16 protein-coding genes are annotated in these 17,127 nt (G+C 56.6%); 12 read left to right on the top strand and 4 right to left on the bottom strand.

What is annotated here, in order from left to right; genetic code table 11:
- The first annotated feature begins 44 nt into the window (after nucleotides 1–44).
- The 3 genes from BN3796_RS13125 (at nucleotide 45) to BN3796_RS13115 (ending at nucleotide 4,349) form a co-directional block, all read left to right on the top strand.
- On the top strand, nucleotides 45–2,558 hold the full coding sequence (locus BN3796_RS13125; RefSeq protein WP_061708768.1) for a fimbria/pilus outer membrane usher protein: 2,514 nt from the start codon (nucleotides 45–47) through the stop codon (nucleotides 2,556–2,558).
- 2 nt (nucleotides 2,559–2,560) lie between these two features.
- Nucleotides 2,561–3,643: a fimbrial protein gene (locus tag BN3796_RS13120; RefSeq protein ID WP_148381794.1), complete on the top strand. Its 1,083-nt coding sequence runs from the start codon at nucleotides 2,561–2,563 to the stop codon at nucleotides 3,641–3,643.
- A gap of 163 nt (nucleotides 3,644–3,806) precedes the next feature.
- Nucleotides 3,807–4,349 (top strand): LuxR C-terminal-related transcriptional regulator, encoded by a 543-nt coding sequence (locus tag BN3796_RS13115; RefSeq protein WP_061708857.1) that lies wholly within the window; start codon nucleotides 3,807–3,809, stop codon nucleotides 4,347–4,349.
- 94 nt (nucleotides 4,350–4,443) lie between these two features.
- On the opposite strand, the gene BN3796_RS13110 is transcribed toward BN3796_RS13115, so the two are convergent.
- Together BN3796_RS13110 and icd are read right to left on the bottom strand one after the other, a co-directional pair.
- Nucleotides 4,444–4,992 carry an OmpH family outer membrane protein gene (locus BN3796_RS13110; protein ID WP_148381793.1) on the bottom strand — a complete coding sequence of 183 codons (549 nt, stop codon included), beginning with the start codon at nucleotides 4,990–4,992 and terminating at the stop codon, nucleotides 4,444–4,446.
- Nucleotides 4,993–5,226: 234 nt separating this feature from the next.
- Entirely contained in the window at nucleotides 5,227–6,477 is a 1,251-nt protein-coding gene (gene icd / locus BN3796_RS13105) for an NADP-dependent isocitrate dehydrogenase (protein WP_061708765.1), read from the bottom strand.
- 117 nt (nucleotides 6,478–6,594) lie between these two features.
- On the opposite strand from icd, the gene rluE reads away from it, so the two are divergent.
- The 9 genes from rluE (at nucleotide 6,595) to BN3796_RS13060 (ending at nucleotide 14,744) form a co-directional block, all read left to right on the top strand.
- The gene (rluE, locus tag BN3796_RS13100; RefSeq protein WP_061708764.1) at nucleotides 6,595–7,257 is read left to right on the top strand and encodes a 23S rRNA pseudouridine(2457) synthase RluE; all 663 of its coding nucleotides are present in this window, start codon (nucleotides 6,595–6,597) and stop codon (nucleotides 7,255–7,257) included.
- Entirely contained in the window at nucleotides 7,258–7,587 is a 330-nt protein-coding gene (locus BN3796_RS13095; protein ID WP_061708763.1) for a lysozyme inhibitor LprI family protein, read from the top strand. It abuts the gene before it with no gap.
- An 11-nt stretch (nucleotides 7,588–7,598) separates the two neighbouring features.
- Nucleotides 7,599–8,072: an NUDIX domain-containing protein gene (locus BN3796_RS13090; RefSeq protein WP_061708762.1), complete on the top strand. Its 474-nt coding sequence runs from the start codon at nucleotides 7,599–7,601 to the stop codon at nucleotides 8,070–8,072.
- A gap of 41 nt (nucleotides 8,073–8,113) precedes the next feature.
- Nucleotides 8,114–9,223 carry a tRNA 2-thiouridine(34) synthase MnmA gene (mnmA, locus tag BN3796_RS13085; RefSeq protein WP_061708761.1) on the top strand — a complete coding sequence of 370 codons (1,110 nt, stop codon included), beginning with the start codon at nucleotides 8,114–8,116 and terminating at the stop codon, nucleotides 9,221–9,223.
- Nucleotides 9,224–9,250: 27 nt separating this feature from the next.
- Entirely contained in the window at nucleotides 9,251–9,880 is a 630-nt protein-coding gene (gene hflD / locus BN3796_RS13080; RefSeq protein WP_061708760.1) for a high frequency lysogenization protein HflD, read from the top strand.
- Nucleotides 9,881–9,899: 19 nt separating this feature from the next.
- Nucleotides 9,900–11,270: an adenylosuccinate lyase gene (purB, locus tag BN3796_RS13075; RefSeq protein ID WP_061708759.1), complete on the top strand. Its 1,371-nt coding sequence runs from the start codon at nucleotides 9,900–9,902 to the stop codon at nucleotides 11,268–11,270.
- Nucleotides 11,271–11,394: 124 nt separating this feature from the next.
- Nucleotides 11,395–12,066, top strand: a complete 672-nt coding sequence (gene phoP / locus BN3796_RS13070; protein WP_061708856.1) for a two-component system response regulator PhoP — start codon at nucleotides 11,395–11,397, stop codon at nucleotides 12,064–12,066.
- On the top strand, nucleotides 12,067–13,530 hold the full coding sequence (phoQ, locus tag BN3796_RS13065) for a two-component system sensor histidine kinase PhoQ (protein ID WP_061708758.1): 1,464 nt from the start codon (nucleotides 12,067–12,069) through the stop codon (nucleotides 13,528–13,530).
- Nucleotides 13,531–13,622: 92 nt separating this feature from the next.
- On the top strand, nucleotides 13,623–14,744 hold the full coding sequence (locus BN3796_RS13060) for a ribosomal protein uL16 3-hydroxylase (RefSeq protein ID WP_061708757.1): 1,122 nt from the start codon (nucleotides 13,623–13,625) through the stop codon (nucleotides 14,742–14,744).
- Nucleotides 14,745–15,040: 296 nt separating this feature from the next.
- Here BN3796_RS13060 and BN3796_RS20590 read toward each other — a convergent pair whose 3' ends face one another.
- Nucleotides 15,041–15,532, bottom strand: a complete 492-nt coding sequence (locus tag BN3796_RS20590) for an REP-associated tyrosine transposase (RefSeq protein ID WP_061708756.1) — start codon at nucleotides 15,530–15,532, stop codon at nucleotides 15,041–15,043.
- A gap of 120 nt (nucleotides 15,533–15,652) precedes the next feature.
- Nucleotides 15,653–16,876, bottom strand: a complete 1,224-nt coding sequence (gene pepT, locus BN3796_RS13050; RefSeq protein ID WP_061708755.1) for a peptidase T — start codon at nucleotides 16,874–16,876, stop codon at nucleotides 15,653–15,655.
- Nucleotides 16,877–17,127 lie beyond the last annotated feature (251 nt).

Raw genomic sequence — 17,127 nt, 5'->3', positions numbered from 1 at the left:
AAGCGACAGGCGATCGCGCCTTTGCATTTAGTCTATAACAGCCTATGCATACCCTCTCCCTGCACCGTTTTAACCGGGTTCATCTGGCCATCCTGACCGGCGCCCTGACTCTCGGCTCCAGCGCGCGGCGCGCGCAGGCGGAGGATTATTTTGACCCCCGGGCGCTGGAGATCACCTCCGGGCAGCAGCAGGCGAGCGATCTGAGCTATTTTTCCCGGCAAGGGGGGCAGAAACCCGGGCGCTATCGGGCCACGATTTTCGTGAACCAGACCCAGGTCGACGAGCGTGAGCTGGAGTTCATCATCCGGGATGCGCGTCTGGTGCCGGTTCTGGATGTCGCCTGTCTCAGCAGACTGGGGGTGAATACGGATGCCTTACCGGCCTTTAACACGCTGCATGAAGGCGAGCGCTTTTCCGATCCCGGAAAATATATTCCGGATGCGACGGTAAAATATGATTTTGCCACCAGCCGTCTGGACCTGAGCATTCCCCAGGCGGCCATGCGGCAAAAAAGGCGCGGTTATATCCCGCCGGAGCAGTGGGATGAGGGGATCCCCGCCGCCTTTATCGATTACAACCTGACCGGGTCGACAACAAACATTAGCCACATTCACGACAGCGACAGCTATCTCAGCCTGCGTTCAGGATTTAACCTTGGCGCATGGCGGGTGCGCAACGCCTCTTCGTTTGAATATGGCGCCGGACATCACTGGCAGACGCAGGGAACATCGGTCAGGCGTGCGATTAAAAAGTGGAAAAGCGAGCTGACGCTGGGGGATGGCTATACCTCCGGCGAGATCTTTGACAGCTTTCAGTTTACGGGCGTTCAGCTCGCCTCTGATGACGATATGCTCCCTGACAGCGAGCGCGGTTTTGCCCCCACCATACGCGGCGTCGCCCGCAGCAATGCCCGTATCAGCGTTCGCCAGCACGGTTATATCATTTATGAGACCTATGTAGCCCCTGGGGCGTTTGTTATCAACGATCTCTTTCCCACCGCCCAAAGCGGTGACCTGGAAATCACCGTTCACGAAAGCGACGGCAGCGAGCGCACGTTCACGCAGCCCTGGGCCGCGGTGCCTTTTATGCTCCGTGAAGGACGCGTTAAATTCAGCGCCAGCGCAGGGAGATACACCAGCCCGGATAGCGATGGCGACACGCCGACCTTTATCCAGGCCTCCGCGTTTTACGGGTTATCTTCAAGCTTCACGCTTTACGGCGGGGCGGAGCTATCCAGCCGCTATCAGGCGCTGGCGACAGGCATCGGCAAGGATTTCGGCCGGTGGGGCGCCCTGGGGATTGATACCGTCGCGGCCCGGGCGCAGCTTACAGACCATAAAGAGGGTCGCGGGCAGCAGCTGCGCGTCCAGTACCATAAAAATTTTGCGACTACGGACACGTCGTTTGATCTCACCGGCAATCACTATACCAGCCGCGATTTTTACAGCTTTAGTGAAGCGAACCATTACCAGGATCCCGATCAGCATGTTGAAAACCGGCGTAACCGTACCGAGCTTAGCCTGACGCAGGATTTTGGCGCGTGGGGCAACGTCAGCGCATCGTTTTATCGTCAGGATTACTGGCAATCCCCGGATGTGGACCAGACCGTTCATGTGGGCTATTACACCAGTTACAAAGGCATCTCCTGCAGCCTGGGCTATTACCTGACCCGCTCGGGCGCTAACGACAACGATAAAGAACGTTCGATAAACCTGAGCATTAGCGTACCGCTCAGCCGCTGGTTACCCGGCGCCACCACCAGTTACAGCCTTAACAATAATCTCGACGGCCATACCACCCAGCAGATCTCGCTCTACGGCACCGCCCTTTCAAACGATCGGCTGAGCTATAACCTGCAGCAAGGTTTTGACAACCAGGCGCATAGCGCCAGCAGCAACCTTGCCCTGGCCTATCACGGCGGATCAGGCAGCGCCAGCATCGGTTATAGCCACGATCGTAATAGCGATCGCCTCAACTACGGCGCGGCGGGCGGCATCGTAGCGACCCGTTACGGGGTGACGCTGAGCCAAAGCCTCGGCGACACCATCGGCTTGATCCGGGCTAAGGGCGCCGCCGGTGTACAGATCGAAGGGGCAACCAACGTCCATACCGATTCCCGCGGCTACGCCGTTATGCCGACCCTGTCGGCTTACCATAAAAACATGCTTTCGCTGGATACCGGGACGCTGCAGGACGAGGTTGACCTGGAACAGAGTAGCCAGACGGTGGTACCGACCAGCGGCGCCGTCGTGCTGGCCAACTACCACACCCACGTCGGCGTAAGAGCGCTTATTACGCTCACCTATCGCGGCCGTCCGTTGCCGTTCGGCGCCAGCGCCTTTGTGACCGGTGACGACGAGGCAAAATCCAGCACCGGTATCGTTGGCGACGGCGGAGAGGTCTATCTGAGCGGGGTGCCGCTCCACGGCACGCTCCACGCCAGCTGGCGCCGGGAGGGTCAGAACGTGCGCTGTACGGCCCTTCTTACCTTACCCGCGGCCACAGAATTTAGCCCCGTCAGGCTGCTGACTGCCCAGTGTCACCCTTTAAAGAGGTAAATGTGAAAAGACGTTCAGATTTATACCTGATCCTCCCCCTGCTGACAGGCTGCTGTCTGCTTTTTCCCGCGCGGGCAATGGCAGGCGAGACCTGTCCGCCGACGATGAACGATGCGATCATTAACTTCCAGAATTATTCCATTACAGATTATCCGACCCTGCCACCCGGCTCGATGCTTTCGGGGGCCATTCTGGGGCAGGAGAATCGCTCTTTCTATAACTGCGCGGAAGGCACCGGCCCGGTGACGATGCGTTTTGTCGCTGACAACGGGCTGACCGTCTCCGGCGTGAGCGGCGTCGCGCCCAACGGCACAGGCGCCCCGGTATCGGTTTACGAAGTTCCTGACATTCCCGGCGTTGGTTTTGCCGTAGGCATCAGGGAAACGACGCACTGCGCGGGCCAGCCGGTCCATTACATCGCCTCGGGGGATGACAGCGTGGCGGTTTGCAGCACCAACGATCCTTCGCAAATGGCCACCCAGTTCTTCGTGGTGTTCTACAAAACCGCGCAGGAAATTGTCTACGAACAACCAAACAGCGGGCAAATCAGGGCGGGCAAACTGATCCTTGAAGATGCCAGCGGCACCGTCATCTCCGGGGCGGGCGTCACCGTACAGGTAGCGGCGGCAGACCTGAAGGTCCATAAATCCAGCTGCTACATCCCAGATAACAACATCAGCGTCAACATGGGACAGAGCAGCGTCAGCGATCTCAATAAGGGCCTCGACGGAGAAAAACACAGCTTTACGATACCGCTGGCCTGCGAGTCACCGCAGACGGGCACCATAAAGATCGGCTTCTTTGGGCCAACGGAAAAAGATGGCACGAATAACGACGTCCTGGCCCTGAGCCAGCAGGAAGGCGGCGCAACGGGCGCGGGGATACGCCTTCTCTACGGCGACAGTTTCGGCGCGGCGCAGGGAGCCCCTGTCCCCCTGAACAGCACGGCAGTTCAGCCTTTTACCAGTACGGCGAGCCAGACGCTCTTCAGCCTCCATTATGAGGCCCAGTATGTTCGCACCGCCTCTCAGGTCACGGCCGGACAAGCGGACAGTCTGGCCACCTTGAGTCTGATTTATAACTGAATCATCTCTGTCGCGCGTCGGTAATACCCCAGCGAAGCCGCGTCAGAGGCGCTATTACGCTGCTGCGTAATTTTATTCCATGAGAAAACCACAGGCTTCACTCTATGAAATTCCCTTTAGCACTGAAGATATTAAACTTTACCCGAACGGGGAACGCTTCCTCATGAACGTTATTTTCCTGAGCGATAATTACTATTTATGCGTGGGCACGTCGCGCGCAAGGTTTAACGTTACGTTTGTCGAAGGAATGAAAGAGGTGAATACCCTTTGCGATCTCCCCTCTTCCTCTACCTGCGTCGTGGCAATTGAGCATAATGTGCTAAGAAACGAAGCCATCAAGCACCTTAAGAAGAGAGGGTGTCGGTATATTGTATTGCTTAATGAGATTGAGCAGGGTTGCTACGTTAAAATCAATGGCACCGTTTACTCCTCCCTGCATTTTAATATCAAGCGATTACGACGACTGCTCCATTTCTTGCACAGTTTAAAGCAGAGTCATTTCACGAGAAGAGAGTATGACGTTTTAAAACTCTCTCATCTGGAAAATAATAAAATAGCCAGGGCGCTCCAGCTTTCCGAGAAAACCACCAGCACCTATCGCGTTAAAATTCAGGAGAAGTTAAATATGCGAGCCAAAAACATGCTGGCTATGCACAGAATCAAATCGGTTATCGTGGACCAACGATTTGAAAGCGGATCAGGATAATTTATGCCTCAGCGCCGGGGGCGTCAACCAACACGGGCGTACAGTCCTTTGAAAAGTGGCTTAGATCTCCGCCCCCGCCCTGCTCCTCCATGCCTTAATGAGAGTGCGGCAGAGCGCGCTCATCAAAGGTGGGCAGTTCGCCATATTCCACTTTAATCCTCTGAAGATGATTAATTATTTCCTCGCTGATATCCCGACCGGCCGGTACGTGTTCTGCTATGTCTTTGTTGAAAACTACCGAGTAATGATTTTCAACGCGGTATTTCTCCACCGCATCGGAGATAACCTGCAGGCTAATTCTCCGCTCGTGACTCTGCTCCGCGCGCAGCAGGTTATTGTTAGTGATGTTATCGATCTCCCGGAGTTCCCGGCTAAGGGGTTCAGGCATGGCGTAATATTTTTGCTGCTTTTTTTCCAGCGCCTCTCTTGCCAGCGCCACAATCTTTTCATGCCGCCGGTTTTCCTGCTCCAGGATAGAGGTTCCTTCCAGCGCCCGGGTATAGCTGACACAGGCTATTCCCCCTTTCTGAGTATTGCCACTAAAGGGTAAAGTGGAAAAAAGAAGATATACCGCGCAGAACGAGATAAGCAGTATAAAAAAGAGACGTGATACAAGCCCTGTTGTTGTCATTGTCAGATTCACTAAGATTAGACACGCTTTTAAAAAACGCAGGGGAAAGCATAGTTACAACCGTGAAAGGGAGTATAACAAATTTAATTCTTCGAGAGTCCGTTGGTTCCCTTTTATCAGGTTTAAAAAAAGACGTTAAATCTATTGCTTATTCGCCAGACGCTCACCGTTTTTCGTGGTGTTAATAATGATTAGCCATAAAAAACGGGAACCCTCAGGTTCCCGTTCTCACTTAATCCCGCAGGATTACATATTCGCGATAATCGCGTCACCAAACTCTGAACATTTCAGCAGTTTAGCGCCTTCCATCAGACGTTCGAAGTCATAGGTTACGGTTTTGGCGGCAATCGCCCCTTCCATACCTTTAACAATCAGGTCTGCGGCTTCGAACCACTGCATATGGCGCAGCATCATCTCAGCGGAGAGGATCACGGAGCCCGGATTCACTTTATCCTGGCCGGCATACTTCGGCGCGGTGCCGTGGGTCGCTTCGAACAGCGCGCACTCGTCGCCAATGTTCGCGCCCGGGGCGATACCGATACCGCCGACCTGCGCCGCCAGGGCGTCAGAGATATAGTCGCCGTTCAGGTTCATACAGGCGATAACGTCATACTCGGCAGGACGCAGCAGGATCTGCTGCAGGAACGCATCGGCGATGACATCTTTAATGATGATCTCTTTGCCGGTGTTCGGGTTCTTAATCTTCTGCCACGGGCCGCCGTCAATCAGCTCGCCGCCGAACTCTTCTTTCGCCAGCTGGTAGCCCCAGTCCTTGAACGCCCCTTCGGTGAACTTCATGATGTTGCCTTTGTGCACCAGGGTCACGGAGTCGCGGTCGTTGGTGATCGCGTACTCAATCGCCGCGCGTACCAGACGTTTAGTTCCCTCTTCAGAGCACGGCTTAATGCCGATACCGCAATGTTCCGGGAAGCGAATTTTCTTCACGCCCATCTCTTCGCGCAGGAATTTAATCACTTTTTCCGCGTCGGCAGAGTCCGCTTTCCACTCGATACCGGCGTAGATATCTTCGGAGTTCTCACGGAAGATAACCATATCGGTCAGTTCAGGGTGTTTAACCGGGCTTGGAGTGCCCTGATAATAACGTACCGGACGCAGGCAGATGTAAAGGTCCAGCTCCTGGCGCAGCGCCACGTTCAGGGAGCGAATGCCGCCGCCAACCGGCGTCGTCAGAGGGCCTTTAATGGCGACGCGGTAGTCGCGGATCAGGTCCAGCGTCTCCGCCGGCAGCCAGACATCCTGGCCATAAACTTGAGTAGATTTTTCACCGGTGTAAATTTCCATCCAGGAAATTTTACGCTCGCCTTTGTAGGCTTTCTCCACAGCGGCATCAACCACTTTCAGCATCGCCGGGGTTACGTCAACGCCGATACCGTCACCTTCGATGAACGGAATAATCGGGTTGTTCGGAACGTTAAGCTTGCCATTCTGCAGGGTGATCTTTTTACCTTCCGCCGGAACTACTACTTTGCTTTCCATTAACCTCTCCTTCGAGCGCTTCTGGTTGTTACTGATCTTATGTTAATAATTTGTAATGAGCCTGACGATAGTACCTGAATGTCCGACGCCATGAAAGGCATTCGTTATTCAGCTATAATGCGGCAATTGATAACGTCTGAAAATACCATGAACAAAACTTCTATTAAAAATCACCAGCTTAAGCGATTCAGCCGCAGCCAGCGCAAGAAAAATCTCATCGACACCCAGCCGAGACGGGTAATTTTGTTCAACAAGCCTTTCGACGTTCTGCCGCAGTTCACCGACGAAGCGGGCCGCAGTACGCTGAAAGATTTTATTCCCGTTCAGGGCGTCTACGCCGCGGGCCGTCTTGACCGGGACAGCGAAGGGCTGATGGTCTTAACCAACGACGGCGCGCTGCAGGCGCGGCTTACACAGCCGGGCAAGCGCACCGGCAAAGTCTATTATGTGCAGGTGGAAGGCGAGCCGGGGGAAGAGGCGCTGGAGGCGTTGCGCCGCGGCGTGACGCTCAACGATGGCCCGACGCTGCCCGCCGGCGTCGAACGGGTGAACGAGCCGGCGTGGCTCTGGCCGCGTCATCCCCCCATCAGGGAGCGCAAATCGATCCCTGTCGCCTGGCTGAAGATCACTCTTTATGAAGGCCGTAACCGTCAGGTTCGCCGGATGACGGCTCATGTCGGCTTCCCGACCCTGCGCCTTATACGCTACAGCATGGGCAGCTATACGCTGGAAGGCCTCGACAACGCCCAGTGGCGTGATATCACCCTGGAGGAAAAATAGATGAAGCGGATTTTACTGACGTGCTTACTGCTCTCTCCTCTCGCCGCAGGCGCGGCGAGCTTTGACTGCAATAAAGCGAAACAGGCCGATGAAAAGGCGATTTGCGCCCATCGTACGCTTAACGATAAAGATGTGGTGATGAGCACCAAATATCAGTTCCTGAAGGGACTTTTTGCTATGGGCCGCCGCGGCGAAATGCAGGACGATCAGCGGAGCTGGCTTAAAACACGCAAACAGTGCGGCGCGGATACCGCCTGCCTGAACCGGGCCTACGATACGCGCCTGCAGCAGCTTGACGCCATTTACGCCAGTATTGATAAACCGCTGTAATAAGGATGCCTATGTTTAAGCCACACGTGACCGTCGCCTGCCTTGTTCATGCTGAAGATAAATTTTTGGTGGTGGAAGAGACCATCAACGGCAAAGCGTTGTGGAATCAGCCTGCCGGCCATCTGGAAGCGGACGAGACGCTGGCGCAGGCCGCCCGTCGCGAGCTGTGGGAAGAGACCGGCATCGACGCCGCGCCGCAGCAGTTCATTCGGATGCACCAGTGGATTGCGCCGGATCGCACCCCCTTCCTGCGTTTTCTCTTTGTCATTGAGCTTGACGAAATGTGCGCCACCGAGCCGCACGACAGCGATATCGATCGCTGCCTGTGGGTGACGGCGCAGGAGATTCTGGAGGCGCCAAACCTGCGCTCGCCGCTGGTTGCGGAGAGCGTTCGCAGCTACTTCAGCGGTCCCCGACTGCCGCTGGAGGTTATCGGCGAATTTAACTGGCCATTTACAGAGGGTGTCAACGGTGGGGGGGCGTGATAGAATACGCCGCCTTGAAGTTCAATGTCGTGAGTATTCCAATGTCAGAAAGCCCTAAAAAAGTGATCGTCGGCATGTCCGGCGGCGTCGATTCCTCGGTTTCCGCGTACCTTCTGCAACAGCAGGGTTACCACGTGGAAGGCCTGTTCATGAAGAACTGGGAGGAGGATGATGGCGAGGAATATTGCACCGCCGCCGCCGATCTCGCCGATGCGCAGGCGGTCTGCGATAAGCTGGGCATTGAACTGCACACCGTCAACTTTGCCGCCGAATACTGGGACAACGTGTTCGAGCATTTCCTCGCGGAGTATAAAGCGGGGCGCACGCCTAACCCGGATATCCTCTGCAATAAAGAGATTAAGTTCAAAGCCTTCCTCGAATTTGCCGCCGAAGATCTGGGCGCCGACTATATCGCCACCGGCCACTATGTGCGCCGCGCGGATGTGAATGGCAAAAGCCAGCTGCTGCGCGGTCTGGATGGCAATAAAGACCAGAGCTACTTCCTTTATACGCTCGGCCACGAACAGATCGCCCAGAGCCTCTTCCCGGTGGGCGAGCTGGAAAAACCCGAAGTGCGCCGCATCGCGGAAGAACTGGATCTGATTACCGCGAAAAAGAAAGATTCCACCGGCATCTGCTTTATCGGCGAGCGTAAATTCCGCGAATTTCTCGGCCGCTATCTCCCTGCGCAGCCGGGTAAAATCGTCACCGTTGATGGCGACGAAATCGGCCAGCACCAGGGGCTGATGTATCACACGCTCGGACAGCGTAAAGGACTCGGTATCGGCGGTACCAAAGAGGGCAGCGAAGATCCGTGGTACGTGGTCGATAAAGATGTGGAAAACAATATTCTGATTGTTGCCCAGGGGCACGATCACCCTCGCCTGATGTCGTCTGGACTGATTGCACAACAGTTGCACTGGGTCGATCGCGAGCCGTTAAAAGGCACCCTGCGCTGCACGGTGAAAACCCGTTACCGCCAGACCGACATTCCCTGCACCGTGACCGCCCTCGATGACGATCGTATCGAGGTGCGCTTTGATGAGCCGGTCGCCGCGGTCACGCCGGGGCAGTCCGCCGTCTTCTATAGCGGCGATATCTGTCTGGGCGGCGGAATTATTGAGCAGCGGCTGCCGCTGACTGCTGTTTAACGCGATTGCACACTAAAAGGAGCCCGTGTGGCGAAGAATTATTATGACATCACCCTGGCGCTGGCGGGAATTTGCCAGTCTGCCCGTCTGGTGCAACAGCTGGCGCATCAGGGTCACTGCGATGCGGACGCGCTGCACGTTTCGCTTAACAGCGTGGTCGATCTTAACCCCAGCTCGACGCTGGGGGTGTTCGGCGGCAGCGAAGCCAATCTTCGTCTCGGGCTTGAAACGCTTCTCGGCGTACTGAACGCCAGCAGCCGTCAGGGGCTGAATGCCGAACTGACGCGCTACACCCTGAGTCTGATGGTGCTGGAGCGCAAGCTCAACGGCGCGAAAGGTGCCATGGATACGCTCGGCAACCGCATTGCCGGACTGCAGCGCCAGCTTGAACATTTTGATCTGCAATCGGAGACCCTCCTCAGCGCGATGGCGGCTATCTACGTTGACGTGATAAGCCCTCTCGGCCCGCGCATTCAGGTCACTGGCTCCCCCGCCGTTCTGCAAAGCCCGCAGGTGCAGGCTAAAGTACGCGCCTCCCTGCTGGCGGGCATCCGCGCCGCAGTCCTGTGGCAGCAGGTAGGCGGCGGACGACTGCAGCTGATGTTTTCCCGTCATCGCCTGACGACTCAGGCAAAACAAATTCTTGCTCATTGTTAACCTCCCGGAGTTGCGAACTATGGAATTATCCTCACTGACCGCCGTTTCCCCTGTCGATGGACGCTACGGCGATAAAGTCAGCGCGCTGCGCGGGATCTTCAGCGAATATGGCCTGCTGAAGTTCCGTGTACAGGTTGAAGTACGCTGGCTGCAGAAGCTGGCGGCGCAGGCAGCAATCAAGGAAGTTCCTGCTTTTGACGCCCAGGCAAACGATTACCTTGATAAAATCGTCGCGGAATTTAATGAAGAAGATGCGCAGCGCATTAAAACCATCGAGCGCACCACTAACCATGACGTGAAGGCGGTGGAGTATTTTCTGAAAGAGAAAGTGGCGGCCGTTCCGGCGCTGCACGCCGTCTCGGAGTTTATCCACTTCGCCTGTACCTCTGAAGATATTAACAACCTCTCCCACGCGCTGATGCTCTCTACCGCGCGTCAGGAGGTGGTGTTGCCCTTCTGGCGGAAGATCATTGACGCGGTGAAGGAGCTTGCCGTTCAGTACCGCGATATCCCTCTGCTCTCCCGTACCCACGGCCAGCCGGCGACCCCGTCCACTATCGGTAAAGAGATGGCGAACGTGGCGTACCGCATGGAGCGCCAGTACCGTCAGCTGGAGCAGGTGGAGATCCTCGGCAAAATCAACGGCGCGGTCGGGAACTACAACGCCCACATCGCCGCGTACCCGTTCGTTGACTGGCATCAGTTCAGCGAAGAGTTTGTCACCTCTCTCGGCATTCAGTGGAACCCGTACACCACCCAGATCGAGCCGCATGACTATATTGCCGAGCTGTTTGACTGCATCGCCCGCTTTAACACCATCCTGATCGACTTCGATCGTGACGTCTGGGGTTACATCGCGCTGAACCACTTCAGGCAGAAAACCATTGCCGGCGAAATCGGCTCCTCCACCATGCCGCACAAGGTTAACCCAATCGACTTCGAAAACTCCGAAGGCAACCTGGGGCTGGCCAACGCCGTGCTGCAGCATATGGCGAGCAAACTGCCGGTCTCCCGCTGGCAGCGCGATCTCACCGACTCCACCGTGTTGCGTAACCTGGGCGTCGGTATCGGCTATGCGCTGATCGCCTACCAGTCCACCCTGAAAGGGGTGAGCAAGCTGGAGGTGAACCGCGAGCGTCTGCTGGACGAGCTGGATCATAACTGGGAAGTGCTGGCGGAGCCGATTCAGACGGTGATGCGCCGCTACGGCATCGAAAAACCGTATGAAAAACTGAAAGAGCTGACCCGCGGCAAGCGCGTTGATGCCGAAGGGATGAAGCAGTTTATCGACAGTCTGGAACTACCGGAAGAAGAGAAAACCCGCCTGAAGGCGATGACCCCGGCGAACTACATTGGCCGCGCCATTACGCTGGTTGATGAGCTGAAATAAGCCCGCCTCCCCCTTTCCGCCCGGAAAGGGGGCACCCTCCCCCCCGGTTTAGCCAATGTTTATCCCCACAGCAACATAATCAGCGTTACACTATTCAGACCATCCATATAAGGGAGAAAAGATGATGCGCGTGCTGGTTGTTGAGGATAATGCGCTGCTGCGCCACCACCTGAAGGTTCAGCTGCAGGAGATGGGGCATCAGGTTGACGATGCGGAAGACGCCAGGGAGGCGGACTACTATCTCAATGAACATCTCCCTGATATCGCCATCGTCGATTTAGGCCTGCCGGACGAAGACGGGCTGTCGCTGATCCGCCGCTGGCGCAGCCACGACGTCTCGCTGCCGGTGCTGGTGCTGACCGCCCGGGAAGGATGGCAGGACAAGGTGGAAGTGCTGAGCGCAGGCGCGGATGACTACGTCACCAAACCTTTCCACATTGAAGAGGTGGCGGCGCGGATGCAGGCGCTGATGCGCCGCAACAGCGGTCTGGCCTCGCAGGTTATTTCCATTCCGCCGTTTCAGGTTGATCTCTCCCGCCGCGAGTTTTCCATCAATGACGAGGTAGTGAAGCTGACGGCCTTTGAATACACCATTATGGAGACGCTGATCCGCAACAGTGGCAAGGTGGTGAGCAAAGACTCCCTGATGCTCCAGCTCTATCCTGACGCGGAGCTGCGCGAGAGCCACACCATAGACGTACTGATGGGCCGCCTGCGAAAAAAAATTCAGGCGCAATATCCCAACGAGGTGATTACCACGGTTCGGGGCCAGGGTTACCTGTTCGAATTACGCTAAATGAAACGCCTCTTCCGCCCTTTTCTGCCCCTCTCCCTGCGGGGCCGCTTTTTGCTGGCCACCGCCGCAGTGGTGCTGGTGCTCTCCCTCGCCTACGGGCTGGTGGCGCTGGTGGGTTACAGCGTCAGCTTCGATAAAACCACGTTTCGTCTGCTGCGCGGCGAGAGCAACCTCTTTTACACCCTTGCCCGCTGGGAGAATGAGCGCATTACGGTGGAGATGCCGGAAAATCTCGACCGGCAAAGCCCGACCATGGCGCTTATTTACAACGAGAAAGGTAAGCTGCTCTGGGCGCAGCGGCACGTTCCCTGGCTTGAACAGCGTATCCGCCCGGAGTGGCTCAAAACCAACGGCTTTCATGAGATCGAGGCGGATCTTAACGCCACCAGCACCCTGCTGGGGGATGATATCCCGATGCAGCGGCAGCTGGCGGCGATCCGCGCTGACGATGATGACACGGAGATGACCCACTCGGTCGCTATCAATCTTTACCCCGCCACGCTGGATATGCCGCAGCTGACCATCGTGGTGATCGACACCATCCCCGTGGAGCTCAAACGATCCTGGATGGTCTGGAACTGGTTCGGCTACGTACTGCTGGCCAACCTGCTGCTGGTCATCCCCCTGCTCTGGCTGGCGGCGCGCTGGAGTCTGCGCCCTATCGAATCGCTGGCAAAAGAGGTGCGCGAACTGGAGGAGCACCACCGGGAAAAGCTCAACCCGGAGACCACCCGCGAGCTGACAAGCCTGGTGAGCAACCTTAACCGCCTGCTGAAAAGCGAGCGCGAACGTTACGACAAATACCGGACTACCCTGACCGATCTTACCCACAGCCTGAAAACGCCCCTGGCGGTGATGCAGAGCACCCTGCGCTCCATGCGCAGCGCCAGAATGAGCGTGGATGAGGCGGAGCCGGTCATGCTGGAACAGATCAGCCGTATCTCGCAGCAGATCGGCTATTATCTGCACCGGGCCAGCATGCGCTCCGGCAGTATGCTCTTGAGTCGTGAACTGCACCCTGTCGCCCCGCTGCTGGATAACCTCACCTCGGCGCTGAACAAGGTCTATCAGCGTAAAGGGGTGGCGATAAGCCTCGATATCTCCCCCGAAGTGAGCTTCGTTGGAGAGAAAAATGACTTTATGGAGGTGATGGGCAATGTGCTGGACAACGCCTGTAAATATTGCCTTGAGTTTGTCGATCTCTCCGCTCGTCAGACGGACCACGAGCTGCACATTATCGTGGAGGATGACGGCCCCGGCATCCCGCTAAATAAACGCGATCTGATTTTTGACCGTGGCCAGCGGGCGGACACCCTACGTCCGGGTCAGGGGGTAGGATTGTCGGTGGCGCGCGAGATTGTCGAGCAGTACGAGGGACGCATCGAAACCGGCGAAAGCAGCTATGGCGGCGCGCGTATGACGGTCATATTTGGTCGCCAGCAGCCCCCGTCAGAAAATAGTTAACCTTCTGACATGAAATAAAGCGCGATTCTCCCACGCAGGCTCTGAGGCTTCCGTTATAATCCGAGTCAGTAAGAGCCTGCGGAACTATAAACATGGAATATCAATTAACACTCAACTGGCCCGACTTTATCGAACGTTACTGGCAAAAACGCCCGGTCGTTCTGAAACGCGGGATCAGTAACTTTGTCGACCCCCTTTCGCCGGATGAACTGGCGGGGCTGGCGATGGAAAGCGAAGTCGACAGCCGTCTGGTGAGCCATCAGGAGGGGAAGTGGCAGGTCAGCCACGGTCCGTTCGAGAGCTACGATCACCTGGGCGAAACCAACTGGTCGCTGCTGGTACAGGCCGTCAACCACTGGCATGAGCCGACCGCCGCCTTAATGCGTCCGTTTCGCGCCCTCCCCGACTGGCGCATGGACGATCTGATGATCTCTTTCTCGGTGCCGGGCGGCGGCGTGGGGCCGCACCTGGACCAGTACGACGTCTTTATTATTCAGGGAACCGGGCGTCGCCGCTGGCGCGTGGGTGAGAAGGTGCCGATGAAACAGCACTGCCCGCATCCGGATCTGCTGCAGGTCGACCCGTTCGAAGGGATCATCGACGAGGAGCTGGAGCCGGGGGATATTCTCTATATTCCGCCGGGTTTCCCGCATGAAGGCTATTCGCTGGAAAACTCGCTGAACTACTCGGTCGGTTTCCGTGCGCCGAGCGGCCGGGAGATGATCAGCAGCTTTGCCGATTACGTGCTGCAACGCGAGCTGGGCAGCTATCGCTACAGCGATCCCGACGTGCCTTCCCGCGCCCATCCGGCGGATATTCTGCCTGAAGAGCTCGACAAGCTGCGCGGCATGATGCTGGATCTGATTAACGAGCCGGACCATTTCCGCCAGTGGTTTGGCGAATTTATCAGTCAGTCCCGCCACGAGCTGGATGTCTCCCCGCCGGAGCCACCCTATCAGCCGGATGAAATTTATGACGCGCTGCAGCAGGGCGATGCGCTGGTACGGCTGGGAGGCCTGCGCGTGCTGCGCATTGGCGAGGATATTTTCGTCAACGGCGAGCAGCTTGATTCGCCGCATCGTCCGGCTCTGGAGGCGCTGGCCAGCCATCTGGTGTTGAAAGCGGAAACCTTCGGCGACGCGCTGGACGATCCCTCCTTCCTGGCCATGCTCGCCGCGCTGGTTAACAACGGCTACTGGTTCTTCGAAGAGTAAACCTGTTGCGCCGGGTGGCGGCTGCGCCTAACCCGGCCTGCTTATCTGCCCCTGCAGGCCCGGTAAGCGAAGCGCCACCGGGCGTTTTTACTGGTACTCCTCGCACAACTGCGCCGGGTGGCGGCTTCGCCTTACCCGGCCTACTTATCTCTGGCCCTGTAGGCCCGGTAAGCGAAGCGCCACCGGGCGTTTTTACTGGTACTCCTCGCACAACTGCGCCGGGTGGCGGCTTCGCCTTACCCGGCCTGCTTATCTGGCCCTGTAGGCCCGGTAAGCGAAGCGCCACCGGGCGTTTTTTACCGGCGCTCTCCGGCGTCAAATTCCTCAATATTACCCGCCCAGTCCACCGGATATATTCCCTCGCGCACGTCTCGATGAAAGGTGGACCAGGGCCAGTCGCTTACGCGGCTGACATAGCCATGTTTCACCGGATTAATATAGATGTAGTCCATATGACGTCGGTAATCTTCTTCATTACGAAGAGTATGTTCCCAGAAGCGCGGCTGCCAGACGTCGCGTTGCGCCAGCGCACGGGTAAAGGTTTTCTTAATGTCCCGCCAGCGGGAAGAGTAGTCGCTGTCGTTTTCCGGCAGCGTCCAGATGCAATGCATATGATCGGGAAGAATAACCCACGCATTGATCAGGAAAGGTCTGCGGGATTTAACGAAAGAGAGGGCCGCGCGTAATTTATCGATATGGCGCGTAAGCAGATCGCTTTGTCGGTTTTGCAGATTTACGGTGAAAAACCAGGTACCGCCGGGCACGTAATAACGGCGATAGTTTGACATATGAGGCTCCCTCCTCGTTGACAGAAGCCGGGTGGCGGCTGCGCCTTACCCGGCCTGCTTATCTGCCCCTGTAGGCCCGGTAAGCGAAGCGCCACCGGGCGTTACCCGAGCCATACTGTCTTACCGTTTGGCGGTCAGCTCGGCGATCCGCACGATCACCTGCACCGCTTTTTCCATCCCCTCCAGGGTAACGAACTCGTGTTTACCGTGGTAGTTGTAGCCGCCGGTAAAGATATTCGGGCAGGGTAATCCCATAAAGGAGAGCTGCGCGCCGTCGGTGCCGCCGCGAATCGGCTTCATATCGGGCTCAATGCCGCAATCCCGCATCGCCTGTTGTGCGATATCGATAATATGAGGATGCTCCATCACCTTGTCGCGCATGTTGTAGTAGCTGTCCTCGATGATAAGCTCTATGTAGCAGTCCGGGTGCAGCCCCTTACCCACTTTCTTGGCGATCTCCATCATCTTTCTTTTGCGGGCTTCGAACGCTTTACGATCGAAGTCGCGCACGATGTAGTGCATTTGGGCGCTATCCACCGTCCCCTTGATGCTGGCGAGATGATAGAACCCTTCATAACCCTCGGTCTGCTCGGGGCTCTCTTCAGCCGGGACTTCGGCGTGAATACGCGCCGCCAGCGAGAGGGCATTCACCATCACCCCTTTGGCCGTTCCCGGATGAACATTATTGCCGACAATTTTGATGGTCACCGAGGCGGCATTGAAGTTTTCAAACTCCAGTTCGCCTACTCCGCCGCCGTCAACCGTATAGGCCCACTGCGCATCGAAGGCCGCCACGTCGAAATGTTTTGCCCCTTTGCCCACCTCTTCGTCAGGGGTAAAGGCGACGCGGATATCACCGTGAGGAATATTTTTGCCTTTCAGCACCGCCAGCGCGGTCATGATCTCCGCCACGCCAGCTTTATCATCCGCGCCGAGCAGCGTCTTGCCGTCGGTGGTAATCAGCGTCTGGCCCAGCAGCTGGTGCAGCACCGGGAACATGACCGGCGACAGCACCTCATCGCCCACACCCAGCGCAATATCGCCGCCCCGGTAGTTTTCAACGATCTGCGGATTAACGTGTTTACCGCTAAAATCAGGTGAGGTATCGACATGGGAAATAAAACCAATGGCCGGAATATCGCCCTCCACGTTGGCAGGCAACGTCGCCATTACCGTACCCTTGTCGCTGAGCGTGACGTTGACCAGGCCCATCTCCTCTAGCTGTTCCCTCAGGAGGTTTAACAGTTTCCACTGGCCCTCAGTGCTCGGCACCTGTCTGACGCCCGCCTTAGACTGGGTATCCAGCGAAACATACTGTAAAAAACGCTCAAGTAATTTATCCATGCAGTCACCCTCACTTTTTGTGACAACATTATCAATAAGCATTCAACCCTAAATATTGCGTCAGGTCACTTTTATCCCGTAAACGAAAATTTTTCGTTTATATCGCGATCCGATAATAAATGTAGCTTATCTATCAATCACAAGGATTGGCGATCGAAAGGGTTTGCCGTAGAATGTCGGCCCTCATTGCGAGTCACCAAGGTGGTTAAACACAAACCCCGCTCCCGCTTGTTTGATCCGGGGGCGACGAT

The organism is Pseudenterobacter timonensis, from assembly GCF_900021175.1.
GTDB classification, from domain to species: Bacteria; Pseudomonadota; Gammaproteobacteria; order Enterobacterales; family Enterobacteriaceae; genus Enterobacter; species Enterobacter timonensis.
This window is presented reverse-complemented; position numbering and strand designations above follow the sequence as displayed.